Origin of the sequence: Flavobacterium sp. HBTb2-11-1, assembly GCF_009826975.1 — a bacterium.
Lineage (GTDB): Bacteria > Bacteroidota > Bacteroidia > Flavobacteriales > Flavobacteriaceae > Flavobacterium.
The window spans coordinates 39404-58964 of sequence record NZ_WUMO01000003.1; the positions used below are offsets into that span (position 1 = coordinate 39404).

General features: G+C 36.5%; 15 protein-coding genes. 12 read left to right on the plus strand and 3 right to left on the minus strand.

Annotation, left to right across the window (positions count from 1 at the left end):
* From GR162_RS07660 to GR162_RS07680, 5 genes are all read left to right on the plus strand, one after another.
* Complete coding sequence (locus tag GR162_RS07660; RefSeq protein ID WP_237421322.1) at positions 1–1638, plus strand: glycoside hydrolase; 1638 nt, start codon at positions 1–3, stop codon at positions 1636–1638.
* A 132-nt stretch (positions 1639–1770) separates the two neighbouring features.
* On the plus strand, positions 1771–3357 hold the full coding sequence (locus tag GR162_RS07665) for a glycoside hydrolase (RefSeq protein WP_160781636.1): 1587 nt from the start codon (positions 1771–1773) through the stop codon (positions 3355–3357).
* A gap of 78 nt (positions 3358–3435) precedes the next feature.
* Positions 3436–5859, plus strand: coding sequence for a sugar-binding domain-containing protein (locus GR162_RS07670; RefSeq protein ID WP_160781637.1), 2424 nt, complete (start codon positions 3436–3438; stop codon positions 5857–5859).
* Positions 5860–5970: 111 nt separating this feature from the next.
* Positions 5971–7338 (plus strand): glycoside hydrolase family 27 protein, encoded by a 1368-nt coding sequence (locus GR162_RS07675; RefSeq protein WP_160781638.1) that lies wholly within the window; start codon positions 5971–5973, stop codon positions 7336–7338.
* Positions 7339–9276 carry a family 43 glycosylhydrolase gene (locus GR162_RS07680; protein ID WP_160781639.1) on the plus strand — a complete coding sequence of 646 codons (1938 nt, stop codon included), beginning with the start codon at positions 7339–7341 and terminating at the stop codon, positions 9274–9276.
* Positions 9277–9356: 80 nt separating this feature from the next.
* Here the strand turns inward: GR162_RS07680 and GR162_RS07685 are convergent, their stop codons facing one another.
* Together GR162_RS07685 and GR162_RS07690 are read right to left on the minus strand one after the other, a co-directional pair.
* Positions 9357–9689: a YegP family protein gene (locus GR162_RS07685; RefSeq protein WP_129748184.1), complete on the minus strand. Its 333-nt coding sequence runs from the start codon at positions 9687–9689 to the stop codon at positions 9357–9359.
* Positions 9690–9817: 128 nt separating this feature from the next.
* Positions 9818–10567 (minus strand): DUF1349 domain-containing protein, encoded by a 750-nt coding sequence (locus tag GR162_RS07690; RefSeq protein WP_160781640.1) that lies wholly within the window; start codon positions 10565–10567, stop codon positions 9818–9820.
* A gap of 101 nt (positions 10568–10668) precedes the next feature.
* Here GR162_RS07690 and GR162_RS07695 point away from each other — a divergent pair, with 101 nt between their 5' ends.
* The 4 genes from GR162_RS07695 (at position 10669) to GR162_RS07710 (ending at position 13847) form a co-directional block, all read left to right on the plus strand.
* Positions 10669–11439 carry a response regulator transcription factor gene (locus GR162_RS07695; protein WP_160781641.1) on the plus strand — a complete coding sequence of 257 codons (771 nt, stop codon included), beginning with the start codon at positions 10669–10671 and terminating at the stop codon, positions 11437–11439.
* Between the two features lie 67 nt (positions 11440–11506).
* On the plus strand, positions 11507–11977 hold the full coding sequence (locus GR162_RS07700) for a copper resistance protein NlpE (protein WP_160781642.1): 471 nt from the start codon (positions 11507–11509) through the stop codon (positions 11975–11977).
* A 147-nt stretch (positions 11978–12124) separates the two neighbouring features.
* A complete protein-coding gene (locus GR162_RS07705) occupies positions 12125–13246 on the plus strand; it encodes an XdhC family protein (RefSeq protein ID WP_160781643.1) in 1122 nt (373 codons plus the stop codon).
* Complete coding sequence (locus tag GR162_RS07710; RefSeq protein ID WP_237421323.1) at positions 13236–13847, plus strand: NTP transferase domain-containing protein; 612 nt, start codon at positions 13236–13238, stop codon at positions 13845–13847. Before GR162_RS07705 ends, GR162_RS07710 begins: the two co-directional genes overlap by 11 nt.
* Before the next feature lie 204 nt (positions 13848–14051).
* On the opposite strand, the gene GR162_RS07715 is transcribed toward GR162_RS07710, so the two are convergent.
* On the minus strand, positions 14052–15203 hold the full coding sequence (locus GR162_RS07715; RefSeq protein ID WP_160781645.1) for a cysteine desulfurase family protein: 1152 nt from the start codon (positions 15201–15203) through the stop codon (positions 14052–14054).
* Positions 15204–15587: 384 nt separating this feature from the next.
* Here GR162_RS07715 and GR162_RS07720 point away from each other — a divergent pair, with 384 nt between their 5' ends.
* From GR162_RS07720 to GR162_RS07730, 3 genes are read left to right on the plus strand one after another with little or no spacing between them, the layout of a single operon-like run.
* Positions 15588–16226 carry a 2Fe-2S iron-sulfur cluster-binding protein gene (locus tag GR162_RS07720; RefSeq protein ID WP_160781646.1) on the plus strand — a complete coding sequence of 213 codons (639 nt, stop codon included), beginning with the start codon at positions 15588–15590 and terminating at the stop codon, positions 16224–16226.
* Positions 16223–17203, plus strand: a complete 981-nt coding sequence (locus tag GR162_RS07725) for a xanthine dehydrogenase family protein subunit M (RefSeq protein WP_160781647.1) — start codon at positions 16223–16225, stop codon at positions 17201–17203. Before GR162_RS07720 ends, GR162_RS07725 begins: the two co-directional genes overlap by 4 nt.
* Before the next feature lie 7 nt (positions 17204–17210).
* Positions 17211–19415, plus strand: coding sequence for a xanthine dehydrogenase family protein molybdopterin-binding subunit (locus GR162_RS07730; protein ID WP_160781648.1), 2205 nt, complete (start codon positions 17211–17213; stop codon positions 19413–19415).
* Positions 19416–19561: the final 146 nt, after the last annotated feature.

Consider the following 19561-nt stretch of genomic DNA (forward strand, 5'->3'; position numbering starts at 1 on the left):
ATGAAGTTTAATAATCAAAATAAAGTGAGTCTGCTGTGTGCAGGCTTACTTTTCGCAAGTTCTCTTTTTGTAAGCTGTGATGCTGAAAAATCTGAAAATTCAGGTTCAGAAAATGCTTTGGCGGAATTGAATGTGAGTTTAGACATGAATCTTCAAACCATGGAAAGTTTTGGAGCTTCGGATGCTTGGCAATGTAATTTTATTGGAAAAAATTGGCCTACTGACAAAAGAAATAAAATAGCCGATTTATTATTCAGCCAAGGTATGGATGCTGACGGAAATCCAAAAGGAATTGGATTGTCTTTGTGGCGTTTCAATCTTGGGACAGGAAGCGCAGAACAAGGTGACGCAAGTGATATTACAGACGAATGGAGAAGAACGGAATGCTTTACTGCTGATGGAGTTTCGTACAATATGTCAAAACAATCAGGTCAGGTTTGGTTTATGAAAGCCGCGAAAGAACGTGGTGTAGACAAACTTTTAGCTTTTGCCAACAGCGCACCTGTTTATTTGACTCAAAATGGAAAAGCTCATGCGACAATCAAAGAATTTTACAATTTAAAAGAAGGTAAAATGCTAGATTTGGCCGATTTCTGGGCAACATCCTTAGAAAAGTTAAAAACAGAACATGGTTTGACTATTGATTATGTGAGTCCGTTTAACGAACCGCAATATGAATGGGATGGTTCTGGACAAGAAGGTTCTCCAGCAACCAATGCTAATATTTATAGTTTTGTAAATGTCCTTTCGCCAAAATTACAATCAAAAGGCTTAGATGCAAAAATTGTAGTGGGAGAAGCTGGGTCTTATGAATCTTTATACAAAACTGTTTCAGGAAAAGAAAGCAGATCCAATCAGATCGATTATTTTTTTGCCGCTAATTCTTCTAAAAATATTGGCGGTTTAAGCAATGTAAAAAAGACAATTTCTGGACATAGCTATTGGCAGGCTTGGCCGTTGCAAGAAATGATTTCTTCCAGACAGTCAGCAGCTGCGAGAATCCAATCAGTTGGAGGGGTTAGTCTTTGGTCATCTGAATATTGTGTGTTAGAAAGTCCTGGAACTGCTGAACTTCCGGGCGGATCAGGCGCAGGAAGAGATTTAGGAATGTCATTGGCGCTTTGGACAGCACGCATCATCAGCACAGACATTGCTGTTGGAGGTGTCACATCTTGGCAGTGGTGGACCGCGGTAAGTCGTGGTGATTATAAAGATGGATTAATTCACGTAGATGATGGAGCAAGCAACGGAGCTGGAAATGCCGATTACTGTAAAAATGACGGATACATCAGAGATTCTAAAACACTTTGGGCTTTAGGAAACTTTTCGTTCTTCGTTAAACCAGGAATGGTAAGAGTTCAAATTCCTAGTGTTGACAATTCAACTGCTTTGAATGATGTTATGGTTACGGCTTATAAAGATGCGACAAATAAAAAACTGGTAATTGTTGCCGTTAACATAAGCAAATCGGCGAAAGCCTACAAATTAAATCTTTCAGGCGGAGCTGTAACAGATAATAAATTAACGCCTTATACAACTTCTGAAACATTGAGTTTGAAAAAAGGAACAGCGGTTGATGTTTCTGGTTTTGAAATTCCAGCGAGATCTATAGTAACTTACGTAGGAACGTATAAATAAAAATAAAAAATTAACCGCAAAGTCGCAAAGACAAAAAACGTAATCCCGATAGCTATAGGGAGCAAATCTAAAAATAAGCTTAGCGAACCTTGCTATAACTTGGCGTCTTTGCGGTTAAAAAACAAAATATAAATGAGAAAAGTATATCTCTCGCTTTTATTGGTAATTAGTTCGCTGTCTTTTGCACAGCGAACCGTTACCATCAGCACAGATAATGTAGTACAAACCATGGACGGTTTTGGAGGTTCTGATGCTTGGAGAACGCAATTTGTGGGTAAAAACTGGCCAGAACAGAAAAAAAATGCCATTGCAGATTTATTGTTTAGCAAAGAAATCGATGCACAGGGAAATCCAAAAGGAATTGGACTTTCGATTTGGAGATTCAATTTGGGTGCAGGAAGCGTAGAGCAAGGAGAAAACAGTAAAGTTTCGGACGAATGGAGAAGAAGCGAATGCTTTTTGAATGCCGATGGAACTTACGATTTTTCAAAACAGGAAGGCCAAAGATGGTTTCTGCAGGCAGCCAAAAAACGCGGAGTAGAAAAATTCCTGATTTTTACCAATAGTCCGCCAGTGCATATGACGAACAACGGATTGTCTTTTGCTTCTCAAAAGAATAAACTGAATCTAAAAGATGGTGCGATTCCAAAATTTGCCGATTTCTTAGTTCAAAGTATTCAAGGATTGGAGAAAAAAGAAGGGATCAAATTCGATTATGTCAGTCCGATAAACGAACCGCAATGGGAATGGATGCCAAAAAATGGAGACACTAACAGTCAAGAAGGAACACCAGCAACCAATCAGGAAATATATGATTTAACCAAATCACTTTCAGAGAAACTGAAAGTTAAAAAACTGAGCACCGAAATCGTAATTGCAGAAGCCGCGCAAATCGATTATTTATATGAAAATGTAAATGCCGAAAATCGTGACAATCAGATCGATTTTTTCTTTGGAAAAACAAAAACCAATGTGGCAAAATTTTCGAATGTAAAAAATGTAATTCTCGGACACAGTTATTTTACTACTTGGCCTATTGAAAGACAAGTTTTAAGCCGAAAATTGATTGCCGCAGAAGTTAAGCAAAAACCGGGATTAAAGTACTGGCAGTCGGAATATTGCATTTTAGAAAATCCGGGAGAAGCTGAAATTCCGGGAGGTTCTGGCGGCGGAAGAGATTTAGGAATGCAGACTGCTTTATTCGTAGCAAGATTAATCCATAATGATATTGCCGTTGCCAATGCCGCATCATGGCAATGGTGGACTTCTATTACAAGAGTAGATTACAAAGACGGCTTAATTTATCTGGATGACGGAAAAAGCAATGGAAGCACAACACCAGATTATGTGAGGAATGATGGAGAATTTCACGATTCCAAATTGCTTTGGGCTTTAGGAAATTATTCGCTTTTTGTACGTCCGGGAATGCAGCGAGTTGATGTTCCAAACCAAAAAGAATTAGATGCAGCAAATGATGTAATGCTTACCGCATACAAAGACATTTTAAACAAAAAACTGATTGTTGTTGCTGTAAACTGTGGCAAAGAAGCTCAGAAATACAAATTCGATTTATCAAAAGGAACTTTAAAAAACAATGAGTTCACACCTTATGTAACTTCTGACACATCAAATTTAAAAAGAGCTGAAGTCCAAAAAAATGGAAATTTAGAAATTCCTGCAAGGTCAGTAGTGACGTTCGTTGGAGAATTACAATATTAAAAAAAGGTTTCAAGTTTCAGGTTTCACGTTCAAACCTAACTTGAAATCTGAAACCCGAAACAAAAAATAACTAAAAACATGTTTACTAAGAAAATTTTACTTCCTGTTTTACTCTTTTCTTGTCTGTCTGCGAGTAGCCAGATTTCGTTTGGAGATTCAAAAAAAATTAATGAGAATTGGAAATTCAATCTTCAGGATGTTTCCGATGCAAAAAATGCTGCTTTTGATGATACTAAATGGCAGAACGTAAATGTACCGCACGACTGGAGCGTAAAAGGACAGTTGAGTCCAACGCTGGCAAGCTGTCAAGGGTATCTGCCGGGTGGCATTGCTTGGTACAGAAAATCAATCAATATTCCGCAAAGCAAAGCGGGAGAAAAAGTGTATTTGTATTTTGAGGGAGTTTACAACAGAAGCGAAGTTTTTATCAATGGAAAATCATTAGGAAAACGTCCAAACGGCTATATTTCATTTGCTTATGATGCTACACCTTTCGTGAAATTTGGAGGAGAAAATACGATTTCAGTACGTGTTGACCACAGCCAAAGTGCCGATTCAAGATGGTACACCGGTTCGGGAATTTACAGAAATGTTTGGTTGGTTTGTGCAAACCCAGTTCACATTGCACAATGGGGTGTATATGCTTATCCAGAAGTGAAAAAAGGTGCTGGAACATTGAACGTTGAGGTTGATGTAGAAAATGGTTCTGCTTCTAAATCTACATTGACTGTTGTAAACGAACTGTTTTCAAAAGATGGAAAATCGGTTGGAAAAACAGTTTCTAAAGTTGAAGTGGCAGCAAATCAAAACGGAAAAATTTCAGCCAAAATCAACGTTAAGAATCCACAATTATGGGATTTAGACAATCCAAATTTATATCAGCTAAAAACAACCGTTTTACAAGACGGTAAAGAAATAGACAAAACGGTAACTCAAACAGGTTTTAGAAGTTTTACATTCGATCCAAATAATGGTTTTGCCCTTAACGGAAAATGGATGAAAATGAAAGGCGTTTGCTTGCATCACGATGCGGGAGTTTTAGGATCTGCAGTTCCAAGAGAAGTTTGGGTAACTAGATTAAAAACCCTGAAAGAAATTGGAGTAAACGCAATCCGTACTAGCCATAACCCGCAGGCGCCAGATTTCTATGAACTTTGCGATGAATTGGGATTATTGGTTTTAAACGAAGCTTACGACGAATGGGAGTTTCCAAAACGCAAATGGCTAGAAGGATGGAATTATGGAACACCTGGATTTGAAGGCTCGTTTGATATTTTTGCTGATTGGGCAGAAAAAGATTTAGAAGATTTCGTACGCCGCGACAGAAATCATCTTTCCGTTTTTGGATGGAGCATTGGCAATGAAGTGGATTATCCAAACGATCCGTATTCTCACCCAGTTTTAGATCAGGGAAAAAACGGATTCGGACAGGCTGCTTATGGAGGCTATAAAAAAGACGCTCCAGATGCCATGCGACTTGGAGCAATTGCAAAACGTTTGGTGGCTGCGGTAAAGAAATACGACAAATCTCGCCCAACAACAGCAGGTTTAGCTGGAGTTGCCATGTCTAACGAAACAGAATATCCAGGCGCTTTAGACATTACAGGCTATAATTATACAGAAAGCAAATATCAGTCAGATCACGAAAAATATCCAAAGCGAGTGATTTTTGGAAGTGAAAATGTACATGATATGGAACCTTGGCTCGCAGTAAAAAACAACAAACATATTTTCGGCCAGTTCCTTTGGACAGGAATCGATTATTTGGGAGAATCAGGAAGATGGCCTTCACGAGGATTTTACTCAGGTTTAGTTGATTTTGCTGGAATTATCAAACCAAGAGGCTATTTCCGCCAGTCATTATGGTCAGATAAGCCGATGGCGTATTTGGGAACCTATCCATTAGTAAATGAAAAAGATGTTTCTAAAGACGCATGTGCAATCTGGAATTACGAAAACGGTCAAAAAATCCGTGTGGTTTGTTATACCAATGCAGCAAAAGCACGTCTAGAATTGAACGGGAAAGTAGTGGGAGAAACGAAACCCTACGATGAAAAAACGGGAATAATCTATTGGGATATTCCGTTTGCTTCAGGAAAATTAGAAGCAGTTGGGTTAGATAAAAGCGATAAGGAGGTAAGCCGTTATGCCATTACTTCTACTCAACAGCCATTTGAGTTAACTATTGCCGATAAAGATATCACCATTAGTAAAGATAAAGGCGTTGCTAAAATTATGGTTCAGGTAAAAGACCAAAACGGACTTCCAGTAATGCTTTCAGACAACGAAGTGACTTGCACCATCAATGGAGCAGCGACTTTATTAGGTTTGGAAGCAGGAAACAACAGCGATATGACCGATTACACAGATAATGTACAGCGTGTTTTCCACGGACATATAGCAGCATATATTCAGGCAAATGGAGATTCGACAGCGCCAATAAAAGTAAAATTTACAAGCCAGTGGCTAAAACCTGTTGAGGTTACTGTAAATGTGAAATAACAAAGCAAGAAAAGACCTGGCAGGTTTTTAAAACCTGTCAGGTCTAGTTTTTGTCTGTAACAATAAAATTTCATTACATTTAAAGTGTAAAAACCACACATAAAAACACAGATGAAAATTACAAACTTACTTACAATGGCTATAGGAGCCTTTTTTCTATCAGCTACAACTAACGCTCAAAACACATTTCAAAAAGAAGAATTTAAACAATGGGCTCAGACTCCGCCCATGGGTTGGAATAGCTGGGATTGTTACGGACCAACAGTTGAAGAACACGAAGTAAAAGCCAATGCCGACTATATGGCAAAAGAGCTCAAGAAATTTGGATGGGAATATGTCGTTGTAGACATTCGTTGGTTTGTCGAAAATGATAAAGCAGGAGGCTACAACCAAACAGATCCTCGTTATGTAATCGATCAATACGGGAGATATCTTCCAGCTGTTAATCGATTTCCTTCAGCAAAAGACGGACAAGGTTTTAAACCACTAGCCGATTATATCCATAAAAAAGGATTAAAATTCGGAATCCATATTATGCGCGGTATTCCGAAAAAAGCTGTTGAAGAAAAAATGCCAATTAAAGGAGCAAACGGAATTACAGCAGATCAGATTTATTCAACAGCATTACAATGCGAATGGCTGAGAGACAATTATACAGTTGTAGCGGATAAACCAGGAGCACAGGAATACTACAATTCTATTTTCGAATTATATGCACAATGGGGAGTAGATTTTATTAAAATTGATGATTTGTCTAGACCGTATCACGAAGGCGAAATTAATTTAATTAGAAACGCCATTGATAAATGTAGGCGTAAAATTGTTTTAAGCACATCTCCAGGAGAAACACCAATCTCAGCAGCGCCACACGTATCTACACATGCCAATATGTGGCGTATGGTAGATGATGTTTGGGATACATGGCCGCATATCACGCATTTAATGGATGTGGCACAAAAATGGTATCCGTATATCGCCCCGGGGACATGGCCAGATTGCGATATGATTCCGTTAGGGCGTATTTCGATTAGAGGAGAACGTGGCAACGATAGAATGACTCGTTTAACAAAAGACGAACAATATACTTTAATTACATTTTTCAATATCTTCAAATCACCATTGTTTTTTGGCGGCGATTTACCAAGCAATGATGCTTTCACCTTATCGTTATTAACGAATAAAGAAGTAGTAAAAATGCATAATGAAAGTACTGAAGTAAAACAGCTTTTCCAAAAAGATGGAAGGATTGCAGTCACTTCAAAAAATGCAAAGGATGGGAGTGTTTATTTAGCTTTATTTAATATTTCAGATAAAGATTCGCAGAAAGTATCCGTAAATCTTTCAGATCTCGGAATTTCAGGTACTGCGGAAGTTTTAAATATGTGGACAGGAGAAAAATCTAAAACAACTTCAAAAGAAATTGGAGCGAATTTAAGACCTCACGCTTCAGTGTTATATCAATTAAAAAGTAAAAAATAAATGAAGAGAATATTTTTTTGCCTTATATCATTATTAAGCCTTTTTGATCCCTTACAAGCCCAAAATACAGCAAAAGGAATTCCGCCCGTTATTGCCGACAAAGACTTAACAGCGTATTTGTTCGTTTATTTCATTGGAAATAGAGTCGAAGAAGAAGCGGTCAATTACGCCATAAGCACAGACGGTTATCATTATTATGCCCTTAATAACAACAAACCTGTTATAGACAGTAAGAAAATAAGCTCGACAGGAGGAGTTCGTGATCCGCATATATTGCGTGGCGAAGATGGCAAGACTTTTTATATGGTTTTGACTGATATGACTTCTTCAAAAGGTTGGGACAGCAATCGTGCAATGGTTTTATTAAAAAGTACCGATTTAGTAAACTGGAAAAGCAGTATTGTCAATATCCAAAATACATTTCCAGGAAACGAAAATCTAAAACGTGTTTGGGCGCCACAAACTATTTATGATACAAAAGCGGGCAAATACATGATTTACTTTAGTATGCAACATGCAGGAGGACCGGATAAAATTTATTACGCTTATGCGAATAAAGATTTCACGGCTTTAGAAAGCGCTCCTAAACTGTTATTCGTTCCAAAGTCAGGAAATGCTTGTATTGACGGGGACATAATTGAAAAAGATGGAGAATATCATCTTTTTTACAAAACAGAAACCAATACACCTGGAATCAAAGTGGCAGTTACAAAAGATTTGACTTCAGGAAATTGGATTGAAAATGATAACTATCTGCAGCAGACAAAAGATGGAGTAGAAGGTTCGAGTGTTTTCAAATTAAACAATTCAGACGAGTATATTTTGATGTACGATGTGTACACCAAAGGGAGGTATCAATTTACAAAAACGAAAGATTTAGAAAATTTCAGCGTAATTGACAATGACATTTCAATGGACTTTAATCCGCGCCATGGAACGGTTCTTCCGATAACCCGTTCTGAATTAAAGCGGATTACAGACAAATGGGGAACGCCAGCAAAACTTCCAAAAGTAAGCCATAATCCAGTTTTGGAAGGGTATTATGCCGATCCTGAAATTTTGTATTCCAACAAAACAAAAAAATATTACATCTATCCAACAAGCGATGGATTTGACGGCTGGTCAGGTTATTATTTCAAAACTTTTTCGTCAGATAATTTAGTCGATTGGAAAGATGAAGGTATCATTATCGATCTCAAAAAAGATGTGGCTTGGGCAAACAGAAATGCTTGGGCGCCTTGTATTGTTGAGAAAAAGATAAAAGGAAAATACAAATATTTCTACTATTTTACGGCTGCACAAAAAATTGGAGTTGCAGTTTCTGATAATCCCACAGGACCTTTTAAAGACAGCGGAAAAGCAATTGTAGCGACAAGACCAGAAGGAATAAAAGACGGTCAGGAGATTGACCCAGATGTTTTTACAGATCCCAAAACAGGAAAGAGCTATTTATATTGGGGTAATATGTATATGGGCGTTGCAGAGCTAAATCCAAATATGGTTTCGATCAAAGCAGGAACAACTCAAGTAATTGCAGTTGATGACACTTTCCGTGAAGGAACTTACGTAATCTACAGAAACGGAAAATACTATTTCTTTTGGAGCGAAGATGACACCAGAAGTCCGAATTACAAAGTGAGATACGGAATTTCAAATTCTCCAACAGGACCAATTGAAGTTCCAAAAGATAATATCGTCATTCAAGGAAAACCAGAAGAAGGAATTTATGCTACGGGGCACAATTCGGTTTTACAAATTCCTAACAAAGATGAATGGTATATCACGTACCATAGATTCTCATATCCAACAGGAATAAAAATGGGAGATGCTGGAGGCTTTCATCGTGAAGTCTGCGTTGATAAATTAGAGTTTAATGCAGATGGAACGATCAAACAAGTTGTTCCAACTCATGGTGGAATTGATGCTTTGAAGAAGTAATTTCAGGATTTAATTTTCAATAAAAAAGCTGTTTCTGAATAAATAGAAACAGCTTTTTGTTTTTATAATATAAATAGGTATTAAGCCGTTTGATCGTCTATAGTAGCGTCAGGAGCATTTTTCTTTACCGATTCAATTCCGTTTTCTCTAGCAGATACACTTTCGTACATTTCGCTTGAGCCAATGATTTGGCCATTTCCAGCTTTTAAATTAAAATATGGCTTTCCGCTTTTAGATTCTAATCTATCATAACGATCATCGTCTGCCGCATTTTTTTTAACAGACTCAATTCCATTATTGCAAGCTGCTTTTGTTGTGTATCCTTCACTTGTTAGAATAGTCTGGCCATTACCAGCTTTTAAATTGAACTGGAATTCTCCATTGGCTCTAGTAGTGATTACAAATTTTCCCATGTAGTTTATTTTTTAAAATTAGGTAATAATAAAATTTTGCTATTTATAAAAATACAAAACTTAGTAATACAAATCATACACCTGTTTAAAAAAATGATTATCTTATTGATAAAAAATTTAAACTAGGATTATATGCCTAAACGAAAATCAGAAACACTTTTTTCTTCTAGATTGATTTCTTCAAAAATACTTTTCGTTCCTTTATCTACAGGGCATTGCGTGCTAATTCCCACCCAAATTTCTTTTGGATAATTGTTTTTGTACAAACGAACCATCTGCCAATTTTTTTTATCTACCGAATAATAACTCGCAACCGTTTTAGTATCAGAACTGATTTTCATGTAAACAGAAGGCACTTTCACTACATCATGATTATTATCGTCAGAAGTTCTCATGGTACGAACAGTTACAACTCTGTGATTGCCTCTTTCATCCTGCTCAAAACAAAATTTCTGATAAAAACTATCGTTAACATAAAGATATAGGACACCAGCATTATATAATCCTTTTTCTGTAAACTCAGGCGTAACTTTCGCGGTAAGCGTAAAAGGTTTTGTGTTGTCTACTTTAGACAAAAGCATTGGGGCGCTTGTATTGGACAATTTTTCGTTTGGATCAGAAAAGTAATCTGATTTTTCACCAGCTTTAAAAATGATTTTTTCATTTGTTTCTAATTTTATTAGCGAGTCGGCACCGTTAACCGCTTTTGTAAAATGTATAGAAGACAGTTTAATATCGCAAGGCGAACCATTTACAAATGCAGAATCTGTTTTTGTTTCCTCTTTCAATGTGGCTTTTGCAGATTTGTTTTTATTATTGCAGCTTAATAAAATAGAAAGACTAAGAATAATAAGGATGTTAGGAAAAAATGTTTTCATAGATTATTTTTTTGGGATAGAAAGTGATATTTTTAATGCTCCAAAAATAGAATTGCTTTACAAAAGAGGCAATACGTAAAATTAACCAATTACACTTCTAAATGCCACAGACTTCTTCGATCGAAAACCAATTAATGACCACATTTTTAGAACAAAAATTTGAAATTGGAGAATCTAATGATATTGAAATGTACAAACAGTTCGTTAGCAATTATGTCAAAATTGAACAATGTGTAGCTGTATTATCCGATTATCAATCCGATAGAAGTTATATCTACGCTGGGAGTTTCGGTTCTGTTTTTGGACTGCCAAATGAAAAAGCTGTAATTGACTCTGCTTTTGAAGAATGTATTTTTACCAAAATCAATTCGGAAGATTTGATAGATAGACATATTTTAGAACTTAATTTCTATCAGTTTTTAAAAGGAATACCAAAAGAAGAATATAGTAATTACAGCACGTTTAGCCGTTTAAGAATGAAAGAATCGGTAGAAAAATGTGCTTATATAAATCATCGAACGATTTATCTCAAAACTTTTAGCAACGGTAGTATTTCCCTTGCATTATGCCTTTATATTCCATCAACCGATTTACAGCCTAGAAAGGGAATCGACGGAAAGATTTTTAATATTCAAACAGGTGAGATAATTGAGTCTGAGAAATATAAAAATAAGGCAGAAGCCATTCTTTCTAAAAGAGAAGTGGAAGTCCTAGCCAATGTTGCAAAAGGATATAAAAGCGAGCAAATTGCTGCAGAAATGCATATTTCAGTCTATACGGTAAGGCGTCACAGGCAAAACATTATCGAAAAATTGAAAGTTACCAATACTGCAGAGGCTATACAAACAGCGATAGTCATGGGAATTATTTAGCTGTAAACTTTAATAGTTAAATTTCATGTTACGTAAGAATAATCTTTATATTTGAAGAAAAAATAATATGAAGAAAATATTTATTCTTGCGTTTGCAGCTGTTATTGTAACATCTTGCAATTCTAAAAAAAGTAAAGATGAAAATAATGCTGTTTTGACAGACACCATCGCAAATAATGAAAAAGAGGATACCGTTGAGAGCATTTCTGTATATGAAGGAACATTGCCATGTGCAGATTGCGAAGGAATAAAAACAATTTTAAAAATTGATGCTGTAGCTAATAAATTCCAGTTATCCAGTATATACGAAGGAAAACAGCCTGAAAAAAGCTTTACAGAAAAAGGTAATATCAACACAGAAAGAGGTTTAGAAAAAGATCCTGATGGAACGATTTTTATTCTAAACTGGGACAAACCAGAAAAAGATCAAACGTATTATGGTTACTACAGCAAAAATCCTGAAAAACTTTATTTATTAGATAGAAACAAAAAAGTAATCAAATCTAAGTTGGATTATTTTTTAGAATTAAATGAATGAAATAATTTAAAACCTTTTAAATTAAGCTTTTTACGGAAAATATTATAAACTTAACTACTGCGATTGTACTTAAGTTTGTAATATTTTTTTATTTTTAGGCTGATAAAAAGTACCATCAATATTAATTTCTATTGATGAAGATTCACTATGAAGGAAATCAGCGAAATTCTAAAAGCTTACACGCAAGCAAAATCTGAAGGAAAGAAAACGGCTTTAGCGACCGTAGTTAAAGTTGAAGGCTCATCATACAGACAACCAGGCGCTAGAATGCTTGTAACAGAAGATGGTCAGCTTACAGGTGCAATAAGTGGCGGATGTTTGGAAGGAGATGCGTTGCGAAAAGCGCTTCTCTCTATAAATCAAAAGCAAAATAAACTTGTAACTTATAATACGAGTAACGAAGAAGATGCCGAAGTTGGTTTACAGCTTGGTTGCAACGGAATCGTTCATATTCTTTTTGAATATATAAATGAAGACGCTGGAAACAACCCGATTCAGCTTTTAAAACAATTAGAATTAGAAAGGAAAGAAGCTGTGATTGTAACCGTTTTTTCTTTAAAAAGAAATGCTTTTCAAACTGGAACCACTTTGTTTTTTAGAAAAGACAATCCGCTTATAAATTATAACAATGATTTAAACCTAATTTCTGATGTAAAAGAAGTGCTTGAAAGCAAAACATCGGTAGTAAAAAAACTTCAGGAAGAAAACGACAACGAAGCCTTAATTGAATATGTAAAACCATCTATTTCACTCATAATTGCTGGTGCAGGAAATGATATTCAGCCACTGGTGAAAATGGCTTCTGTTTTGGGATGGAAAATTACTATTGCAGAAGGTCGCGCAACACACGCCACTTCAAAACGTTTTCCAGAAGCCAGCCAAATTTCGGTTGTAAAACCCGAACATTTTCTTGATCAAGTTATTATCGACGATCAGACTTATTTTCTTCTAATGACACACAATTACAAATACGATTTGACGGTTTTAAAATCATTATTGCAAACCAATTATCATTATGTTGGCATCTTAGGTCCAAAATCAAAATTCAATCGAATGCTAGATGATCTTTTGATTGAAGGAATTACCGTAAACGAAGAACATTTAAGCCGAATTCACAGTCCCGTAGGTTTGGATATCGGAGCTGAAACCTCAGAAGAAATTGCCCTTTCGATTATTGCTGAAATTAAAGCTGTTGCCTCTGAATGTGCGGGAACATCGTTGAAATATAAATCGGGCAAAATTCATAATGAAATTCATTATGGAAAATAAACATCATCAGAAAATTGGCATTATCATTCTTGCAGCTGGAAATTCGTCTAGATTAGGCAGACCCAAACAGTTGTTAAAACATAAAGAATCAACTCTTCTCAAAAATACGATTTCAGAAGCTTTAAAGATTCAAAATTCTTTTTTAATAGTGGTGACAGGTGCAAATCACGATGTAATAAAAAAAGAGCTGAATTTGCCTGAAGTAAAACTTTCATTCAATTCTGAATGGGAGAGCGGAATGTCTTCTTCAATTGTCAAAGGAATTACAGAATTAATGCTTTTAAACCCCGATTGCGAACAGTGCATTCTATCAGTCTGCGACCAGCCTTTTGTAACAAGTTCTGTCTTCGAAAATTTAATCAACCAATCTAAGAGAACTGGAAAGGGAATTGCAGCATCAGCTTATGCGGAAACTTTAGGAACACCAGCTTTATTTCACCAAAAATACTTTGAGGAACTTCTAAAATTGAAAGGAAAGGAAGGAGCCAAAAAACTCATTGAAAAATATGCTGATGATGTAGTTTCAGTTCCTTTTGAAAAAGGGAATATTGATATTGATACTGAAGAGGATTATTCTCAGTTGATTTCTTTTGACAAGTGACAAAGGTTTAAAGTGACAGAGGAGCAAAGTTTTTTATGCAGATTATGTAGATAAAGTTTGTCATCCTGACGAAGGAAGGATCACACGAGAGAATCGACAAAGATTGAGACATTCTATAATGGAGCTTCTAGTGTGATCCTTCCTTCGTCAGGATGACAAAAAAAACTTCCCGCCTCAGCGACTTGGCGAGAGATAAAAAAAAACTTAGTGTCTTAGCGCCTTAGCGGCAAACTCCATAGCTAAACTCAAAACACGCTCAACAGCAATATCAATTTCTTCTTCTGTAGTAAATCTCCCCAAACTAAAACGAATCGAACTCAAAGCTTCTTCATCAGATAATCCCATTGCTATTAAAACATGCGAAGGCTTAGAAGTAACAGCAGAACAAGATGCTCCATTTGAAACGGAAATATTTCCTAAAGCCAAAATCAGCTGTTCTGAATTTACGCCAGGAAAACAAATATTTGAAGTATTATAAATTCGGTTTTCTGTATTTCCGTTAACAAAAGAACCTTCAAATTGTAATAAACCTTTTTCAAGTTTATTTCTTAATGCTTCAATTCGTTTCTGATCTTCTTGCTGTTCTTTCAAAGCAATTTCTGCAGCTTTCCCTAAACCAATAATGCCAGAAACATTTAGTGTTCCGCTTCGTAATTTTCTCTGTTGTCCGCCTCCAAGAGTCTGAGGTTTCAATTTTACTTTGGCTTTCGCCGAAATATACAAAGCGCCGACTCCTTTTGGGCCATAAAATTTATGAGCTGACAATGCTAAAAGATCGATTCCCAAAGTTTTTACATCAATCGGAACTTTGCCGACAGCTTGAGTTGCATCACACATAAAAAGTACATTTCTGGCTTTCAGTGTTTTAGAAATCGCACTAATGTTTTGTATGACGCCAGTTTCATTATTAGAAAACATTCCAATGAAAACCAATGTTTTATCTGTAATTATTTCTTCTAAAAGTTGAATGTCTAAAAGGCCATCAGCAGCGATTGGAAGATAAGTAACTTCAAAACCAATGCTTTCCATAAAGTGGCAAGTTTCAAGAACGGCTTTATGTTCGGTCTGAATGGTTATAATATGCTTTTTGCCTTGATCAGCGAGTCCTTTTATAGCTAGATTGATGCTTTCTGTAGCACCAGAGGTAAAAACGATTTCATCAGCATCGGCATTTATCAAATCTGCCGTTTGCCAAGCAGCATTTTCAACAGCTTCTTTTACTGTTAAACCAGCCAAATGTGTGCTGGTCGAATTGGCATAAAAATCAGTAAAATAGGGAAGCATCGCATCCAAAACGCGTTCATCAACACGCGTTGTGGCATTATTATCCAAGTAAATGATTTTTTGCTGTGACATAATTTGAGGTTGATTCAGTAAAAATACAATTTCAGAATTAATCTATATGGAAAATTAACTGTAAAGCTCCCAAAGTTTTAATGGGTATAATTTTTTGTTTCTCGCAGATTTTGCAGATCTAAACAGATTTTTATTTATTTCTATATAAAGAATCTTCGCAAATCTTTCCATCGTATTCAAAATCTGCATTATCTGCCAAATCTTCTAGAGAAAAATAAGTTTGCGAACTTTGCGAAAACATTGCGCCTTTGCGGTAAAAAAATAAAGAAATTGTAATTATTCTAAATAAGGGTAATGTTTGAATTTCATAACTTTTTGTGATTTAAGTTGATTAAATTTGTTAGAATGACAAAAGTGAATTTGCTAATTTAACAAATAGATTGCATGGCTTCTAAAAAATCAAATCAAAGTAAAGTAACGTCGGAAGATGCTAATTCGCGTCGTGACTTTATAAAGAAATCAGGACTTTTTACCGCTCTTGCTCTGACGCCTCCTTCATTGGTAATGGCTTCAGAAAAGAAATGGGATGAAAAAATAGCAGAATATCTAGAAACAGTACCGCTTTCTATTGAAGTAAATGGCACAAAACACAACTTGAACATAGAGCCGAGGACTACGCTACTTGATTTACTTCGCGAACAATTACAACTTACGGGAACTAAAAAAGGTTGCGATCATGGGCAATGTGGCGCATGTACTGTTCATGTAAACGGAACCCGAATTTTGTCGTGTCTTTCTCTGGCTACGATGCAGCAAAACGCGCAAGTGACTACTATCGAAGGTCTTGCAAAAGGCAAAAAACTACATCCGATGCAGGAAGCTTTTATCAAACACGATGGTTTTCAGTGCGGGTATTGCACTCCAGGACAAATCATGTCGGGAATTGCCTGTATCAAAGAAGGCCATGCCAGCAGCAGAGAAGAAATCAGCGAATATATGAGCGGGAACATTTGCAGATGTGGCGCTTACCACAATATTGTCGATGCTATAACGGAAGTGAAGGAAGGAGGAAAGGAGATATGAAAAATTTTCAGATAATAAAAGCATTGTCGTCTTCATCGGCAGTTTCAGGAAAAGCAAAAGATAATTCCTCGATGTTTATTGCTGGAGGAACCAATCTTGTCGATTTAATGAAGAAGAATATTGTAGCTCCAGATAAACTAGTTGACATCAACGGATTGGATTTAAAGAAAATCGAATTTTTAAAAGGAAAAGTTTCGATTGGAGCATTGGCAAAAAACAGTCAAGTTGCTGAAGATTCATCCATAAAAGAAAAATATCCTTTACTCTCATTGGCTTTAGCAGCTGGAGCTTCTCAGCAAATTCGTCATATGGCAACAGTTGGAGGGAATATACTGCAAAAAACGCGTTGTTCATACTATTACAATACTGATATGCCATGTAACAAAAGAACACCAAAAAGCGGATGCGGTGCCATTGGGGGTTTTAACCGAATGCATGCTGTTTTTGGTGCCTCAGATAGTTGTATTGCTGTGCATCCAAGCGATATGTGTGTAGCTTTGGCTGCACTTGATGCAACAGTTTTGGTGGAAGGTCCAAAAGGAAAACGAGATATTAATTTTACCGATTTTCACAGACTTCCAGGAAATACACCAGAAAAAGACAATACACTGGACAGCAGAGAATTAATTACTTCTATTGAAATTCCAGATAATAATTTTACTAAAAATGTACATTATCTAAAAGTTCGAGACAGAACAAGTTATGCTTTTGCATTGGTTTCTGTTGCAGTAGCTTTAGACATAAAAAATAATACCATAAATGATGTTAGACTAGCTATGGGCGGTGTGGCACATAAACCTTGGAGATTAACTGAAACAGAAAAATTCCTGAAAGGAAAAACAATATCTGAAGATCTATTTAAACAAGCTGGCCATTTGTCTATGAAAGGAGCAAAAGGATACGGCGACAATAATTTTAAACTAACGCTTGGAGAGAATGCAGTAGCAGAAGCACTTACAATAGCAGCATCAAAATAATTAAATTATGAGTAAGACAAGTAATATTAATAGAGTTGACGGATTTGCTAAAGTAACGGGTTCTGCAACTTATTCGTCTGAATATAAAACATCTGGTGTGGTTTATGCCTGCCTTGTGGGAAGTACCATTGCAAAAGGAAGAATCAAAACCATTGATACTAAAAAAGCAGAATGGGCGCCGGGAGTTTTGGCGGTTATTACACATTTGAATGTAGATAAACCTGCAGGTTATCAGAAAGCCAAAGACAAGCATAATTTTGGTCAGCCGCTGCAGATTTTTAAAGATGATTCGATTTTGTATTACGATCAGCCGATTGCTTTGGTGATTGCAGATACTTTTGAACGTATGCAATATGCGGCAAGTCTAATTAAAGCTGAGTATTTTAAAGAAGAGCATTCGACAGAACTTAAAAAAGCAGCAGAAAAAGAAAAGAAAGTTGAAACCGATAAAGGAAATGATTACCATCGCGGTGAACATGATGGCTATAAAAATGCTGAGGTAATTCTAGAAGCTGAATATACAATTCCAACCGAGGTGCATAACCCGATGGAATTGGCCAATATCATTGCCAAATGGGACGGAAACAAACCAATTTTATATACAAAAAGTCAAGGTGTAGAGGGAACTCGCAGAAGTGTAGCAGGTGTTTTTGATGTTCCCGCCGAAAATGTCGAGGTTCATGCTGAATATCTTGGAGGCGCATTCGGAATGGGATTGCACACTTGGCCGTACGAAATCGCAGCTTTAATTGGCGCGAAAAAATTAAATCGTCCTGTAAAATTAGTTTTGCATCGTGAACAGATGTTTACCAATGTTGGTTTCAGACCTTACACCATTCAGAAAATGGGTCTTGGTGCTACAAAAGAAGGGAAACTGACAGGCTTAACGCACGAAGCTGTAGCTATGACTTCGAGTTATGAGGATTTCATGGAAGGAACCGTAAACATGTCGCGATTTATTTATGATTGTCCGAACGTTTCAACACGCTATAGAATTGTGCCTTTGGACACTTGTACGCCGATCTGGATGCGTGGGCCAGGTGAAGCAACAGGTTCTTTTGCCTTAGAATGTGCCATGGACGAATTGGCTTATAAATTAAACTTAGATCCGATTGAATTCCGTAAACTGAATTATGCCGAAAAAGATCAGGAGCAAAATAAACCGTGGAGCAGTAAATACCTTTTGGAATGCTACGAAGCGGGAATGGAACGTATTGGCTGGAACAACCGTAAAAATGAACCGAGTTCTGTTAAAGAAGGAAATTGGCTGGTAGGTTATGGAATGGGAACGGGAACGTTTGGCTGTTATCGAAGCCCAACTTCGGTAAAAGCAAAATTCTTAGCCAATGGCGATTTGGTTTTGCAATGCAGCGTAAACGATATGGGACCTGGAACAGCAACCATGATGACAGCAATTGGAGCTGAAGTAATAGGTTTGCCAGCTGAAAATGTAATCATCGAAATGGGCAAAAGCGGACTGCCAAAAGGCCCAACGCAAGGTGGTTCGGCAACGACTTCATCTGTTGGTTCTGCAGTTCATGATGCTTGTAATTTATTGTTGAATAAAATAATTGAATTGGGAAGTAAAAATCCTGCTTTGAAAGGAATCGCTCTCACTGATTTAACTTTTGAAAATGGGGCAGTTTCTTCTAAAAAAGACAAATCGAAGTCGGTTACTTTAGCAGCACTTTTAAGCAGTAATAAATTAGAAGATTTTGAAGTAGAAAATCTTTCTAAAGCTGCTGAAGAAGCGAAGAAATATTCAATTTACTCATTTTCTGTTCATTTTGTAAAAGTATTAGTGAATCCGAATTTGGGTAAAATACGATTGGCTCATGTGGTTTCCTGTGCAGATATTGGAACAGTGATCAATCAGAAAACATCTGCGGGACAAATGTTTGGCGGTGCAGTAGGAGGAATCGGAATGGGATTGATGGAAGCATTAGAAATCGATCATCGTTTCGGTCGTCCGATTAATAATAATTTCGCAGATTATCATGTTCCTGTAAATGCTGATATAGAAAAGCAGGAAGTTTTCTTCGTAAATAAAAAAGACCCGATTAGTAATCCAATGGGAACAAAAGGTCTCGGAGAAACAGCGTTGGTTGGAATGGCGCCCGCAATTGCCAATGCCGTTTTTAATGCAACGGGAAAACGTGTTCGAGATTTACCTATTACATTGGATAAGATTTTAGAAACTGCTAAGGTTTAAACAAAAACAATTACTAGAGTCCCTTTGAGAGTACAATGTTAAAGGGATTATTTTTTGTTTTGAAGAAAATCTCGCAAAGTCGCAGAGACGCAAAATTTTTTAAACCATATAAGTGATATAAGTTCAATTAAGAGAAAACTTAAAAT